15 protein-coding genes are annotated in these 14,309 nt (G+C 65.7%); 8 read left to right on the top strand and 7 right to left on the bottom strand.

The genetic code is table 11. The features are described 5' to 3' along the window. Window positions 1–141: 141 nt before the first annotated feature. Window positions 142–1,290, bottom strand: a complete 1,149-nt coding sequence (locus ABQF30_RS23690; protein WP_448468389.1) for an FAD-dependent oxidoreductase — start codon at window positions 1,288–1,290, stop codon at window positions 142–144. Window positions 1,291–1,377: 87 nt separating this feature from the next. Between ABQF30_RS23690 and ABQF30_RS23685 the strand changes: the two genes are divergently transcribed. Next, the gene (locus tag ABQF30_RS23685; protein ID WP_448468387.1) at window positions 1,378–1,923 is read left to right on the top strand and encodes a DoxX family protein; all 546 of its coding nucleotides are present in this window, start codon (window positions 1,378–1,380) and stop codon (window positions 1,921–1,923) included. A 103-nt stretch (window positions 1,924–2,026) separates the two neighbouring features. Further along, on the top strand, window positions 2,027–2,158 hold the full coding sequence (locus tag ABQF30_RS23680; RefSeq protein WP_448468385.1) for a hypothetical protein: 132 nt from the start codon (window positions 2,027–2,029) through the stop codon (window positions 2,156–2,158). 74 nt (window positions 2,159–2,232) lie between these two features. On the opposite strand, the gene ABQF30_RS23675 is transcribed toward ABQF30_RS23680, so the two are convergent. The 3 genes from ABQF30_RS23675 to ABQF30_RS23665 are packed head-to-tail and all read right to left on the bottom strand — an operon-like array spanning window position 2,233 to window position 5,134. Next, window positions 2,233–3,231: an NAD(P)H-dependent flavin oxidoreductase gene (locus ABQF30_RS23675; protein ID WP_448468383.1), complete on the bottom strand. Its 999-nt coding sequence runs from the start codon at window positions 3,229–3,231 to the stop codon at window positions 2,233–2,235. A 6-nt stretch (window positions 3,232–3,237) separates the two neighbouring features. Then, window positions 3,238–3,990, bottom strand: a complete 753-nt coding sequence (locus tag ABQF30_RS23670; RefSeq protein ID WP_448468381.1) for a 3-hydroxyacyl-CoA dehydrogenase — start codon at window positions 3,988–3,990, stop codon at window positions 3,238–3,240. 52 nt (window positions 3,991–4,042) lie between these two features. Continuing rightward, a complete protein-coding gene (locus ABQF30_RS23665) occupies window positions 4,043–5,134 on the bottom strand; it encodes a CaiB/BaiF CoA transferase family protein (protein ID WP_448468379.1) in 1,092 nt (363 codons plus the stop codon). 87 nt (window positions 5,135–5,221) lie between these two features. Here ABQF30_RS23665 and ABQF30_RS23660 point away from each other — a divergent pair, with 87 nt between their 5' ends. From ABQF30_RS23660 to ABQF30_RS23650, 3 genes are all read left to right on the top strand, one after another. Beyond that, window positions 5,222–6,037, top strand: a complete 816-nt coding sequence (locus ABQF30_RS23660; protein WP_448468377.1) for an enoyl-CoA hydratase — start codon at window positions 5,222–5,224, stop codon at window positions 6,035–6,037. 126 nt (window positions 6,038–6,163) lie between these two features. Next, window positions 6,164–7,444 (top strand): tetracycline efflux MFS transporter Tet(V), encoded by a 1,281-nt coding sequence (tet(V), locus tag ABQF30_RS23655; protein ID WP_448468815.1) that lies wholly within the window; start codon window positions 6,164–6,166, stop codon window positions 7,442–7,444. 633 nt (window positions 7,445–8,077) lie between these two features. Continuing rightward, window positions 8,078–8,890 (top strand): glutamate ABC transporter substrate-binding protein, encoded by an 813-nt coding sequence (locus ABQF30_RS23650; protein ID WP_448468375.1) that lies wholly within the window; start codon window positions 8,078–8,080, stop codon window positions 8,888–8,890. On the opposite strand, the gene ABQF30_RS23645 is transcribed toward ABQF30_RS23650, so the two are convergent. Further along, window positions 8,887–9,486 carry a TetR/AcrR family transcriptional regulator gene (locus ABQF30_RS23645; RefSeq protein WP_448468373.1) on the bottom strand — a complete coding sequence of 200 codons (600 nt, stop codon included), beginning with the start codon at window positions 9,484–9,486 and terminating at the stop codon, window positions 8,887–8,889. The genes ABQF30_RS23650 and ABQF30_RS23645 overlap by 4 nt on opposite strands. Window positions 9,487–9,565: 79 nt before the next feature. Between ABQF30_RS23645 and ABQF30_RS23640 the strand changes: the two genes are divergently transcribed. After that, window positions 9,566–10,603 carry an aldo/keto reductase gene (locus tag ABQF30_RS23640; RefSeq protein ID WP_448468371.1) on the top strand — a complete coding sequence of 346 codons (1,038 nt, stop codon included), beginning with the start codon at window positions 9,566–9,568 and terminating at the stop codon, window positions 10,601–10,603. Here the strand turns inward: ABQF30_RS23640 and ABQF30_RS23635 are convergent. Both ABQF30_RS23635 and ABQF30_RS23630 read right to left on the bottom strand, forming a co-directional pair. Next, the gene (locus ABQF30_RS23635; RefSeq protein WP_448468369.1) at window positions 10,575–11,096 is read right to left on the bottom strand and encodes a gamma carbonic anhydrase family protein; all 522 of its coding nucleotides are present in this window, start codon (window positions 11,094–11,096) and stop codon (window positions 10,575–10,577) included. The two genes, ABQF30_RS23640 and ABQF30_RS23635, sit on opposite strands and share 29 nt — an antisense overlap. 27 nt (window positions 11,097–11,123) lie before the next feature. Continuing rightward, window positions 11,124–12,080: a GlxA family transcriptional regulator gene (locus ABQF30_RS23630; protein WP_448468367.1), complete on the bottom strand. Its 957-nt coding sequence runs from the start codon at window positions 12,078–12,080 to the stop codon at window positions 11,124–11,126. Window positions 12,081–12,120: 40 nt separating this feature from the next. Between ABQF30_RS23630 and ABQF30_RS23625 the strand changes: the two genes are divergently transcribed. Beyond that, window positions 12,121–13,455 carry an MFS transporter gene (locus ABQF30_RS23625; protein ID WP_448468365.1) on the top strand — a complete coding sequence of 445 codons (1,335 nt, stop codon included), beginning with the start codon at window positions 12,121–12,123 and terminating at the stop codon, window positions 13,453–13,455. A gap of 145 nt (window positions 13,456–13,600) precedes the next feature. Beyond that, window positions 13,601–14,309, top strand: a 709-nt coding sequence (locus ABQF30_RS23620) for a fasciclin domain-containing protein (protein WP_448468363.1), incomplete at its 3' end; no start/stop codon positions are given.

Below are 14,309 nucleotides of genomic sequence, written 5' to 3'. Positions count from 1 at the left end.
TGAAGAGATCGAACTTTCTGTATCACTAAACAAAGTGTTCGTTGAACATAGGACATGGACCCATGTGATGCAACCCGCAGGGCGCCAGATGTGTGACGGGAGCCTCAGCGACGAGGCGTCAGAACGGCAAGCGGCTGACTGTCAGTGCCGACCAAGTGCATGGGGACCTGTGCGTTCGGGCAGTCCGCCTGCGAAACGCGCCAAGGACATCGCCGCCACGTCGCCGTCCGGAGTACGCCCCTCCGCGAGGTCGGCCAGAACCTCTCCCATGAGGGCCGAATACTTGAACCCTTCACCGGAATCGCCGCAGGCGAGCACCAACCCGTCGGGCAACGCGTCGATGACGAACTTCCCATCCGGAGAGTCGGTCCATGAACAGACGTGTGCGCCGAGCACGGTCGGATTCAGCGCTGTCAGGTCATGTTCGACGCGTTCTCGCAGCAGTTCCGTGCGCCGGGAGTCCGGGGTGCGGTCGGAGTCTGCCTCGTCGTACAGGCGCAACGGGAGGTCGAGGCCGATCTTGTAACCGATCCCAGGAGACGGCATGGCATAGATTCCCGGCACATCTGCCCGTGGGCCGTCGAAGAAGCACGGGTAATCATCTGTGCCCGTAGGGTTCTCGGCATCACCGAAGTGCACGGTCTGTTCGAGGTAGGGATGCAGAGGCACTTCGACGCCGATGGCCTCGAGCAATCTGGGAGTGCCGGGCCCGGCCGCGACGACCACCACCTCGGCGTCCTCGGCGCTCTGGTCCTCGAAGGTCACCCGAAGCCCATTGCCGCGCACGTCGACCCCGGTCACCGTGCGGCCGAACGCTTCGACACCACCGCCGGCGAGAAAGAGCCGTTCCTGGGCTCGCAGCGATTCCTCGGCCAGCACGATCCCCGCCGCCGGCTGCCAGACTGCCGCCCGGCCGTCGGGTCGCAGGCCGGGAAAGTGGGCGCCGACGTCATTCGGCTCGACCACCGTGTGATCGACGTCGAACTGGCGCATTGTGGCGATCAGATCCGGCAGGGATTCGTCGTCGCGCCAAAGCAATCCACGTTCGGCGAACACGGTCGCGTTCGACCGCTCAGCCAGACGCTGCATCGCGTCGACGCCGCGCAACGCCATGCGCACCCGCACCGGATCGGGGTCGGCGATCCGCCACAGGCGAGTAGGTCCCGACGACGACGCCTGCGGGTTGAGCGGCCCATGCCGATCGACCAGCGTGACGGTGTGGCCACGGCGAACCAACTCGGCGGCGGCGGGTAGGCCCCAGGCGCCCGCTCCGATTACCAGACATTTCATCGCGACTCTTCTATCACGGCGCCGGCGCATTGTTCACACTGAGAACCTCGGCGATGAATTCCCCGGCCATGAAGGGTCTAGCTGCACATGACGACCAACACCACCGAACTGACCGCTACTACTGCGACGACGGGGATGACCGACATCGGCCTGCTGATCCTGCGCATCGCAACCGGCGCAACGATGCTGCAAGCCGGGCTCATCAAGGCGTTCGACTTCGGCACCACCGCCGGGTTCATGGAAAGCAGCGGCTGGCGGCTACCGAAGTTCGCCGCGTTCATGGTGACCGCCGCCGAGACCTTGGGCGGCATCGGCCTGCTGCTCGGCGTCCTGACTCCGCTGGCCGCCTGCGCGGTGATCGGCGCGATGATCGACGCCTGGGCCGTGAACGTATCGACCGACGCCTTCTGGTCCCAGCCGTTCAACGTTCCGTTCCTGGTGGCCTTCGCGGCGGCGGCGATGCTGTTCACCGGCGCGGGAACGCTGTCGGTAGACCACCGCATATTCGGTCGATCCCGCGGTTCACTGCGAGCGGCTGTCGGACTGCTGATCGCCGGCGTCGTCGTCGCGGTGGTGACCTGGGGCGCACTGAACGGGACCAACCCGATCCACTTCACCGGACCGCAGGGCTGACGTCTCTAGCTACTCGCCAGAAACCTACCCAGAAGTAGGATTGCCACCATTTTGCGAACCGTGACTCAAAGATTCCTTAATCGTGACCCATACGCTCAGTGTCATGTGGATCGACGACACCAGTGCAGATGTCATCAAGGTCGACTTCGAGGCTCTCTACCACGGCGATGTCCTGGTCGAGGGTGATACCTCGGAGCAGTTTGACGACTACCAGCCCCTACGTACCGCCGTATGAGAAAACGCGCGCCTCGCGGCGCGCGTTTTCCATGGTGAGTTTGCCCGAACCGGGCACATACGTCGATTTTCCTGTTACGCCACGTTCTCTTCTTCGTCGATCTCGAGCATGCCGGCCAACCGGCCGCTGATCAGTTCTTCGGCCTCGGCCACCATCCGTGAGACCAGCTCACCGCAGGTCGGAATGTCGTTGATCAGGCCCATCGAGGTGCCGACCGACCAAATGCCCGCGTCGAGATCTCCGATCTCATAGACCTTCACGCCGCGCTTTCCGGCCACCAGATCCTTGACGTCCTCGAACTGCCCGCCGCGGTTGAGGATCTCCACCACCTCGCGCGACACCGCGTTGCTCGCGACGCGCGCAGTGTTACGTAGTGGCCGGAAGATCAGCTCGGTGTCGAGCTCGGTGCCCGCCACGATCGCTTCCTTGACCTTCTGATGAATGGCCGACTCCTCGGTGCACATGAACCGTGAGCCCATGTTGATGCCGTCGGCACCCAGGGCCAGCGCTGCCACCAGACCGCGGGCGTCGGCGAAACCGCCCGAGGCGATCATCGGGATGTCGATCTTGGCCGAGGCCGCCGGAATCAGGACCAGGCCGGGGATGTCGTCCTCACCAGGATGACCTGCACATTCGAAGCCGTCGATGCTGATGCCGTCCACGCCAAGGCTCTGCGCCTTGACCGCATGGCGCACCGAGGTGCACTTGTGCAGCACCTTGATGCCGTTGTCGTGGAACATCGGCAGATGCGGCGCCGGGTTGGAGCCCGCGGTCTCGACGATCTTGATGCCGGAGTCGACGATGACCTGCCGGTACTCGTCATATGGCGGCGGGTTGATCGTCGGAAGGATCGTCAGGTTGACGCCGAACGGCTTGTCGGTCAACTCCCGGCAGCGCTCGATCTCCTTGGCCAGGTCGGCTGGAGTCGGCTGGGTCAACGCGGTGATGAAACCGAGCGCGCCGGCATTCGCGACGGCGGCGACAAGCTCCGCGCGGCCCACCCACTGCATACCGCCCTGCACGATGGGATGTTCGATCCCAAATGTCTCGGTGAACTTCGTCGTAAGCGTCATCGCGGTCTACCTCGGGGCCATCCGGATCGCGCCATCCAGGCGGATCACTTCACCGTTGAGCATCGGGTTCTCGACAATGTGCACGGCCAGCGCGCCGTACTCGTCGGGATCGCCCAGCCGGGCCGGATGCGGCACCTGCTGTCCCAACGACTTCTGCGCCTCCTCGGGCAGCGAACCGAGCAGCGGCGTCTTGAAAAGGCCGGGGGCGATGGTGCACACGCGGATCAGCTCTCGCGACAGGTCGCGCGCGATCGGCAGGGTCATGCCGACCACGCCGCCCTTGGACGCCGAGTAGGCGGCCTGGCCGATCTGGCCGTCAAACGCCGCGACCGACGCGGTGTTGATGATGACGCCGCGCTCTTCTCCGACCGGTTCGGTCTTGGCGATGCGCTCGGCGCTCAGGCGCAGCACGTTGAACGTGCCGATCAGGTTGACCTCGACCACCTTTCGGAAGCCGTCGAGCGGGAAGGCGCCGTTCTTGGACAGCGTCTTGATCGCGTTACCGATGCCTGCGCAGTTGACGTTGATGCGCACCGGGCCGAGCGACTCCGCGACGTCGAGCGCCTCGGACACACCGGCCTCGTCGGTGACGTCGGTGGCGACGAACTTGGCTCGATCGCCCAGTTCGGCCACGACTTCTTCACCCTTGAGGTCGATGACCACAACCTGTGCGCCCGCGTCGAGCAGCCGCTTCGTGGTGGCCAGGCCCAGACCGGATGCGCCGCCGGTGACGACGGCTACCGCGTCCTTGATCTCCATATACCGCGTTCCTTTCCGGCCGGCCGTGTGCCGACCCAATGGTTGTTGGGGACTAAACCCAGTCGCGCAGGACGGCTTCGGTGTCCGCGCCGCGCTCGCCGGGCGGTGTCGGCTGCGCCAACGTGCTGCGGGAAAACCGGGGTGCCGGCATCGGCTGCAGGTTGCCCGCGTCGTCGTAGAACGTGTCGCGGTCGGCGATGTGCGGTTCGGTGAGCACCTCGGCGAAGCTCAGCACCGGCGTCACGCACGCGTCGGTACCGGCGAAAACCTTGGCCCAATGATCACGATCATGCGCGGCGAAGGCCTTGGTGAACGCCTCACGCAACTCGGGCCACCGGGCCATGTCGTTCTGGCCGGGAAGATCGGCCGTGTCGAGTCCGATGCCCTTGAGCATCTCGGCGTAGAACTGCGGCTCGATCGCACCGACCGCGACGTAGCGTCCGTCGGCGGTCTCGTAGGTGTCGTAGTAGGGCGCACCGGTGTCGAGCATGTTGGTGCCGCGTTCGTCGGACCACAGGCCATTGGCACGAAAACCCCACATCATCTGCATCAGCACAGAGGATCCGTCGACCATTGCGGCGTCGATCACCTGACCCTTGCCCGAGGTCTGCCGCTCGAACAAGGCCGCGAGGATGCCCACGATCAGGAACATCGAACCGCCGCCGAAGTCGCCGGCCAGGTTCAGCGGCGGAACGGGCCGCTCGCCCTTGCGCCCGACCGCATGCAGCAGACCGTTGAGCGAGATGTAGTTGATGTCATGGCCGGCCTGAAGCGCACGCGGGCCGGTCTGTCCCCAACCGGTCATGCGGGCGTAGATCAGCCGTTCGTTGACCTTGGCGCAGTCGTCGGGCCCAAGGCCCAGCCGTTCGGTGACGCCGGGCCGGTAGCCCTCGATCAGCACGTCGGCCTTGGAGATCAGGTCGAGGACCAGTTGGCGGCCTTCGTCGTCCTTCAAGTTCGCCGCCACCGAACGACGGTTACGCAGCATCGAATCGCGGTCACCCGCGGGCACTCCCCCGCTGCGGCCCGGCCGCTCGATGCGCACCACGTCGGCGCCCAAGTCGCCGAGAATCATCGCCGCGTGCGGGCCGGGGCCGATCCCGGCCAACTCCACAACGCGCAAACCCTGCAATGGTCCTGTCATGCTCAAACGCCCCTTCGCGTGTAGGCCTCAGTTGACCGCCGACATAGCTTACTTGTATAACCTTGTCGCCGGATTTAGGGTTCAGCAATGACCACCACGGATTCCAGCACCGGCTCCTACACCAGCATCGACGACCTCACCGTGTCACTCGTCGACGGCGTGCTGTCGGTGACGCTCAACCGGCCCGACAGCCTCAACTCCCTGACCCAGGACATGCTGACGACGATCGCCGACGCGATGGAACTCGCCGCGACCGACCCGGGCGTCCGTGTGGTCCGACTGGGCGGCGCGGGTCGCGGATTCAGTTCGGGCGCGGGCATCAGTGAGGAAGACCAGAACGCCAAGAGCCATGACGCCGCAGGGGTGCTCGACGCCGCCAACCGCGCTGTCGCATCGATCGTGGCGCTGCCCAAACCCGTTGTGGCCGTGGTGCAGGGCCCTGCTGCCGGGGTCGGGGTCTCACTGGCACTGGCATGCGACATCGTGCTGGCCTCGGAGGAGGCGTTCTTCCTGCTGGCCTTCACCAAGATCGGGCTGATGCCCGACGGCGGCGCGTCGGCATTGGTGGCGGCGGCAGTCGGACGCATCCGGGCCATGCGCCTGGCACTGCTCGCCGATCGGCTCACCGCCACGGACGCCTATGACTGGGGCCTGGTCAGCGGGGTGTATCCGGCCGCCGAGTTCGACGCCGCGGTGGACAAGGTCATCTCGAAGCTTCGGTCCGGTCCGGCGGTGGCGCTGCGCAAGACCAAGCAGGCTGTCAACGCGGCCACGCTCACCGAACTCGACGGTGCCTTCGCGCGGGAACGCGAAGGCCAGCTGGAACTGTTGGTGTCGAAGGACTTCCGCGAAGGCACCCGCGCGTTCCAGCAGAACCGGCGCCCGGAGTTCACCGACTCCTAATTTCTCTCTCTCGCGAGCAGACAGAGAATCGCATTACCGAGCCCGGTTTTGTGCGATTCCGCGTCTGCTCGCGCCTGAAAATCGTTGGACTAGATCGCCACCGGTGGGCACCATCAAGTGGTGAGCATGCAACACGACATCGAGCAGCCGGTCCGCGAGGCCGGCGGGTGGCGCGTGCTCGCACCGTTCCGAACACGGGAGTACCGCCTGCTGATCGCTGCGGTGACGCTGTCGATCTTCGCCGAGGGCATGTGGTCGGTGGTGATGGCGTTACAGGTCATCGCGATCGACAACGATCCGGCGTCGCTGTCCCTGGTCGCAACCTGCCTGGGCGCCGGACTGGTCGCTTTCGTGCTCGTCGGCGGTATCGCCGCGGACCGCATCAACCAGCGCACGATCATCATCGCCGTCGAGACGGTCAACTTCATCACCGTCTCGGTGATCGCGGCGCTCGGGCTGATGGACGCGCTGAAGATCTGGCACATGGCAGTGGCCGCAGGCATTCTCGGCATCGCCGCCGCCTTCTTCTTCCCGGCCTACAGCGCCATCCTGCCGCGCATCCTGCCGCCCGAACAGCTGTTGGCTGCCAACGGCGTCGAAGGCGTGGTGCGCCCGGTTTTTCAGCGCTCGGTCGGCCCGGCGGTGGCGGGCATGGTGATCGGCGCGACCATCCCGTACGTGGGCGCGATCGTGGTGGCCGCGCTGTTCGGCCTCGGGCTGGCGCTGCTGGTGGCAACCCGTGGGGCGTCGTATTCGTCTGCGGTGCAACGGGTTGACGAAAAGCCGCAGGTTCTCCGTGACTTGCGCGAGGGGTTCGTGTTCATGCTGCGCACGCCCTGGCTGCTGTGGACCCTGCTGTTCGCGAGCATGTTCGTGCTCGTCGTGCTGGGCCCGATCGAGGTGCTGCTGCCGTTCATCGCCCAGGACCGGTTCGCCGACGGCGCTCGAGCCTACGGATTCATCCTGGCGTTCTTCGGGTTCGGCAGCGCACTGGGCGCATTGACGGTCTCGTCGCGACGGATACCGCGCCGCTACCTCACCACGATGATGACGATGTGGGGCCTCGGCTCCATCCCGTTGGTGGTCGTCGGCTACACCTCGTCGTTCCCGCTGATGGCGTTGGCGACGTTCGTCATCGGCGTCACCGACGGTGCGGGAATGGTGATCTGGGGAACGCTGCTGCAGCGGCGCGTACCCACGGAGATGCTGGGCCGGGTTTCGAGCCTGGACTTCTTCGTGTCGCTGGCGTTCATGCCGTTGTCCTTCGCGATCGTGGGCCCACTGTCGAAGGTGATCTCGATGGAGACGATCTTCCTGGTGTCCGGCATCGCGCCGGCACTGCTGGCCGTCGTCGCCCTCACCATGGCCCGGATGCCCCGCGACGAGTTGGCACATCCGTTGCGCTAAATGGTGAAGACCGGCGTCAGCAGACCACGTCGAGGTAAACGGTCTTGCTGGTCACCATCGTGACATTGTCGCCGCCTGCGCCTGGAGAAGGACGGCTGAACGTCGACCCCGGCCGAACCCCGCTGACGATGCACCGATCGAGTGAAGCGCTACCCGTTCGGCGAACGATAACTCTGTAGCCTTTTGAAGCCAGCTTGCTGATCGTCGTCCTCACGGCTGTCTCGCTGGCCGATTCGGCGGTAGCAACTCCGGGCAGCAACCCGAACGCCGAACATGTCAGTGCCGCAACGAATGTGGTGTAGAGCGTCTTCTTCATCAAGGTCCTTCGCAGCAGGGTGAGTCTGATTGCGCCGCTACCATTCGTCTCCCGAGTGGATGGCGCATTGGGTGGGTCCGCCCCCGTCGGCGAGCTTCGAACCCGCATACGGCAATGCCCGCACACAGCACAATCATGTTTCCGTAGGCGGTAATTTTTCCTCACATGGTAATATTCGCACGCTTGAACATACAGCAAGATTCGACGCAATAACCCACCAGATTCGTGACGCTCGACGATGCCGGCCGAACCAGTAGCTTTCCTCGACTCGACAATGCGTCGCTGGCGATGATGGCTGCCCCGCGAAAGGACCGACCATGCCCTACATTTCAGTGCGATTAGCAGCCGCCGTCGTCGCCGCGATCTCAGTGCCGCTGTCGGCGACAGCATGTGCCGGCGACCATGGCGGCGACAAGCTCGTCATCGGAACAAAGTTCGACCAACCTGGACTCGCCCTGAAGGGTCCGGACGGGACCATGAGCGGGCTGGACGTCGACGTGGCCAAGTATGTCGCGGCAGAACTCGGTTATAGCGAGGATCAGATCGAATGGAAGGAGGCGCCGTCCGCGCAGCGCGAGACGCTGATTCAGAACGACCAGGTCGAGTTCATCGTCGCGACCTACTCGATAACGGACGCACGCAAGGAGAAGGTAGCCTTCGCCGGCCCGTATCTGATCACCGGGCAAAGCCTGCTCGTGCGGTCCGATACCGCCGACATCACTGGCGCGGCTTCGCTGCAGAACAACAGAAAGGTGTGCTCGGTCGCCGGATCAGTTCCCGCGCAGCGCATCAAAGACGAGTACCCGCGGGTGCAGCTGCAGCAGTACGACACCTACTCCGCGTGCGTCGAGGCGCTCAAGAACGGCGGTGTCGACGCGGTCACTACCGATGAGACGATCCTGGCCGGTTATGCGGCGCAAGAGCCCGGCCTCTTCAACGTTGTGGGAGAACTGTTCTCGGAGGAGCGGTACGGCATTGGCCTGAAGAAGGACGACGCCGACCTGCTCACGAAGATCAACGACGCGATCGTGAAGATGGAGCAGGACGGGGAATGGAAGGTGGCGTGGGACACGAATTTGGGACCCGCCGGGCTGCCCGCACCGAAGCCACCACAGATTGACCAGACCTAATCGCGGTCGGCGGCGAACACCCCCGCCGCGATTGCCGCGAGTGCCGCGTCGACGGCGCGATTGGCATCGGAGACCGTGAGTGGTCTTGTACTGGTGAGGAATTGGTAGTACATCGGCGCGGACACCTGCCGAATGGCCGCCGCAGCGTCGGTGCCCGCCGGAGCCTCGCCGCGCTCGACCGCATCGACGACGCACCCGGCCCACTCCGCGACACGACGGTCGTAGAAGGTTTGCAGTGCTTCTGCGGTGCGGGAATCACAAGTGGCAGCGGCAATCACGGCCTTGAACAACCGGCCCTGGCGCGGATCGGTCAGAGTACGCCGCACCAGCGTGGCGTTGGCTCTCAGATCACCGCGCAGCGATCCGGTGTCGGCCCGCGACAGCGACTGTTCGGCCATGTCCGCCAACAGGTCGGCGACCAATGCCGGTGCTGATCCCCACCGCCGGTAGACCGTCGACTTGCCGACTCCGGACCGCTGGGCGACCGCCGTCAGCTCGAGGCCGTCCAGCCCGGAGTCGATGAGCAGGTCGGCGGCCGCCGACAGCACCGCTTCGCGCACTGCGGCGGTGCGTCCGCCCGGTCGTTCGGTCGCCATCGTCAACATCTTAATAGGAATTCCGTCCCATTAGTGCTACTGTTCGTTATCAGGACGTTTTTCCCATTAAGGAGTGATAGTGGAATATCGCAGAGTCGGGAACTCAGGGCTGGTGGTCTCCGAATTGAGCTTCGGGGCAGCAACTTTCGGTGCGTCAGGAGAGTTCTTCAAGGCGTGGGGCGACACCGGCGTCGAACAGGCGCGGGCGATGGTGGACATGGCCCTCGAAGCCGGCATCACGCTCTTCGACACCGCCGACGTGTATTCGGACGGCGGATCCGAAGAGGTCCTCGGCGCGGCACTGCGTGGCCGTCGCGACAGCGTGCTGATATCCACCAAGGCCGCCCTGCCCACCGGAGCAGACGATTGGGGCACGTCGCGTTCGCGGCTGTTGCGCGCGGTCGACGCTGCGCTGACACGGCTGCAGACCGACCGCATCGACCTGTTCCAGCTGCACGCCTATGACGCGCACACCCCGATCGACGAAGTCCTGCAAACGCTCGACATGCTCGTCGAGCAAGGCAAGGTGCGCTACACCGGGGTGTCCAACTTCGCCGGCTGGCAGCTGATGAAATCACTGGAACACGCCGAAAAAGACCGCCGCCCAAGGTATGTCGCGCATCAGGTGTACTACTCGCTGATCGGCCGGGATTACGAATGGGAGCTCATGCCGCTGGGGCAGGCCGAAGGTGTCGGCGCGCTGGTGTGGAGCCCGCTGGGCTGGGGCCGGCTCACCGGGAAGATCCGCCGCGGTGCGCCACTACCGCAGCGCAGCCGGCTGCACGCCACCGCTGACGCAGGGCCGCCGGTCGACGACGAGCTGCTCTACCGCGTCGTCGACGAACTCGACGCGATCGCAGCCGAAACCGGCAGAACCGTCCCGCAGGTCGCGCTGAACTGGCTGCTGCGTCGACCGACGGTGTCGTCGGTGATCATCGGCGCGCGTGACGAGCGCCAGCTGCGGGACAACTTGGGAGCCGTCGGCTGGGCGCTGGACTCCACTCAGATCGCCCGATTGGACGCCGCCAGCACCCGGGAGGCGCCCTACCCGTACTTCCCCTACTTCCGCCAGGAGGGTTTCGCGCAGCTCAATCCGCCGATCGGTGCAAGTCGGTGAGGTGGGTGTAGGCCTTGGCGTTGAACTGGTTGTGGCCGACCTCGTCGTCGCTCAGTTCACGGCGCACCTTGCCCGGCACGCCGGCCACCAGCGATCGAGGCGGCACCACCATGCCCTGCGGGACGACGGCACCAGCGGCCACCAGTGAGCCGGCACCGATGACTGCGCCATTGAGCACCACCGCGCCCATCCCGATCAGGCTGTCCTCCTCGACGGTGCACCCGTGCAGCACGACGTTGTGCCCGACGGTCACCCCGGAGCCGATGCGGCAGGGGAAGCCCGGGTCGACGTGCACGGTGACACCGTCCTGGATATTGCTGTTCGGGCCGACCTCGATCGGCTCGGACTCGGCACGCAGGGTTGCGCCGTACCAGACACTGGCACCGGCGGCCAGCGAAACCTGCCCGATCACAGTGGCATTGGGCGCTACCCAGGATTCGGAATCCAGGTGTGGCGTGTGGCCAAGGACGGTGACGATCAGCGGCTCAGGCATGCGGGCCATCGTAAACGGCCGTTGCGGTCATGCCCCCTGGTACACCTTGCGGTAGCTCGACGGCGACATGCCAAGCCCCCGCCGCAGGTGATGGCGCAGGTTGCCCGCGGTGCCCAGGCCAGATAGCCGGGCAACCTCCTCGACCGGCAGATCGTGGGATTCCAGCAACTCTCTGGCCCGGTCGAGGCGGCGGCTGCGGATCCAGCCACCGGGCGCTTGGCCGGTCTCCTCCTGAAAACGGCGGCTGAACGTCCGGGCACTCATGTGCGCATGCCGGGCCAGCCGCTGCACGGTGAGGTCCTCGTGCAGATGGTTCAGCGCCCACTCCCGGGTGGCCGCGGTCGACGCTTGATCGACGACCGGCATCCGGCGGTCGATGAACTGAGCCTGACCACCCTCGCGCCACGGCGGCACCACGCAATACCGCGCGACGGTGTTGGCCACCTGCGTGCCGTGATCGGACCGAATGATGTGCAGGCACAAGTCGATTCCGGCGGCAAGGCCCGCCGAGGTCAGCAGGTCGCCGTCGTCGACGAACAGAACGTTCTCGTCGAGCAGCACCTCCGGATGTAACCGGCGCATGGCTTGCGCGTGTTGCCAATGGGTGGTGGCGGGCCTGCCGTCCAGCCACCCCGCCGCCGCCAACACGAAGGCCCCGGTACAGATCGACACCAGCCGCGTACCGGGCCGGATAGTCGACAGCACGGCAGCGACATCAGCACCCAACACACCATCTACCCGAGCGAGCGGATACCTCGTCCCTGGGATCACCACGGTGTCTGCCGTTGCCAAGGCCTCTGGACCGGCCGCGGGCACGACCGCGAAGCCGCTGGTCGTCGCTACCGGCCCGCGGGTCAGCCCGCAGGTCACCACCTCGTAGAGCGGTGCGCCGTGCGCATCGGCGGCGTTGGAGAACAGTGTCGGCGCGATGGTCGCATCAAAACCGATCACCGGCTCCAGCAGCAGAACGGCGACGCGGTGCATGCCCGCCATTCTGGCATGTTTTTGACGATTGATGTCATTTATGCCACTGGCCGAGCGCGGCCGGGTCCGCGACAGTGATCGGGTGACTCGCACCCGTATCCACTGGGCTTGGGTGGTGGCCGCCGTGAGTTTCGTGGCGATACTCGGCGCAGCGGGTTTCCGGTCGATACCCGGCGTGATGATGAACCCGCTGCACCACGAGTTCGGCTGGTCGCACGGCACAGTCGGGTTCGCGATGTCGGTCAACATGATGTTGTACGGCCTCACCGCGCCCTTCGCCGCGGCCTTGATGGACCGATTCGGGGTCCGGCCGGTGCTTTCCGTGTCGCTTCTGCTGATCGCCACGGGCTCGGCACTGAGCGTCACCATGACCGCCGGCTGGCAGTTGGTCCTGCTGTGGGGCGTGCTGGTCGGCATCGGCACGGGCTCGATCTCGATGGGATTCGTCGCCACGATCGCGACCCGCTGGTTCGAGCAACGACGCGGCCTGGTCACCGGGGTGCTCACCGCCGCCAGCGCGACCGGCCAGCTGATCTTCCTGCCGATCGTCGCGGCCGTCACCACCAGCCACGGCTGGCGCTGGGCCTCGCTGATCGTCGCTGCCGCCGCAGTAGCCGTCGTCCCACTGGTCGTGCTGTTCATGCGCAACTATCCCGCCACCATGGGCCTGGCCCCGTACGGGGCGGATCCGGCGGCAATAACCACCAAGCCACCGCCTGCCGTACCGGCCAGCAGCTTCAAAGCGGCGCTCGACGGGCTGCGGATCGGAGCCCGGGTACCCGCGTTCTGGCTGCTGGCAGCCAGCTTCGCGATCTGTGGGATGACCACCAACGGCCTCATCGCGACCCACTTCATCCCGGCCGCCAACGACCACGGCATGCCCACCACGGTGGCAGCGGGCCTGCTCGCCACCATCGGCATCCTCGACGTGGCGGGAACGGTGTTCTCCGGCTGGCTCACCGACCGCGTCGACCCCCGGTTGCTTCTGCTCGTGTACTACGCGGGCCGGGGTGTTTCGCTGCTGCTGTTGCCGTCGCTGCTCTCACCGCACGCCGCACCCAGCACCTGGGTGTTCGTCGTCTTCTACGGCCTGGACTGGGTGGCGACCGTGCCGCCGACAATCGTGTTGTGCCGGCACTACTTCGGCGACCGCACGCCCGTGGTGTTCGGCTGGGTGTTCGCCTCCCACCAGATCGGGGCGGCCATCGCAGCCGCCGGAGCCGGCTGGCTGCGCGATCTGAACGGCAATTACGACCTGGCGTTCCATCTGGCAGCGGGACTGTGTTTCGTCGCTGCAGCGTTTTCTGTCAGTATCAGGAAAGCCCAGGTCAAGACCACAGAACCGGCAACGGTCGACAGCACTGCTTTGCCGTAACCGCTTCGAAACCCTTACCATCCGATGCGGCGCCGCGGGGAACGCCGCGGCTTCGGTGATCGTGGATCTCAATGTTTCGTTCCGAAATGGCGCGCGTCACCGGCAGCCGACGAACCAGGCCGGCATGAGCGGGAGGAACCCAGCAATGAACACTCGCACCAAGACATTGGGGGCAGCAGCGGCATTCGCCGCGATCGCCACCTCCCTGCCGTTGGCGGTCACCGCTTACGCAGACCCGGAGCCCGCGCCGACGACCACCGCGGCTCCGGTGGTCGAGATTCCCGACCCCCAGGGTTCGTGCGACGACTTCAAGACAGCCGTGCCCACGTACAAGACCCTCGCCGATCTGCCGGTCAGCCAGGTGCTGGCAGCGATCCCACAGATCAGTACATTCAACGCAGCGGTCTCCGGTGGCTTCAATCCGGCGGTGAACATCCTCCCGGTGCTCGACAACGGCCCGTACGTGGTGTTCGCCCCCACCAACGAGGCGTTCGCGAAGCTGCCGCCCGCGCAGCTCGACGCGCTCAAGGCCGATCCGGCCGCGCTCACGAGCCTGGACTACTACCACGCATTCCTCGGCCTGCTCGGCCCGGATGATGTGAAAGGCCAGCGGCCCACCCAGCAGGGCGCCGAGATCAAGGTGACCGGCAAGGGCGGCGACATCAAGGTCAACGACGACGTCAAGGTGATCTGCGGCGGCATCCAGGCCCAGAACGCCCGCATCTACCTGATCGACACCGTGCTGGATCCGAACCTCCCGCCGGCCCCGCTCTCGCCGTCGGGCACCTCAACCACGACGACGACTACGACAACCACGACGACCACCGAGCCGGCCCCGAGTCCCGCAGCGGACG

The organism is Mycolicibacterium sp. XJ870 (genome assembly GCF_053483975.1).
The sequence above is the reverse complement of the archived record's forward strand: the minus strand, read 5'-3'. Positions and strand labels throughout refer to the sequence as shown.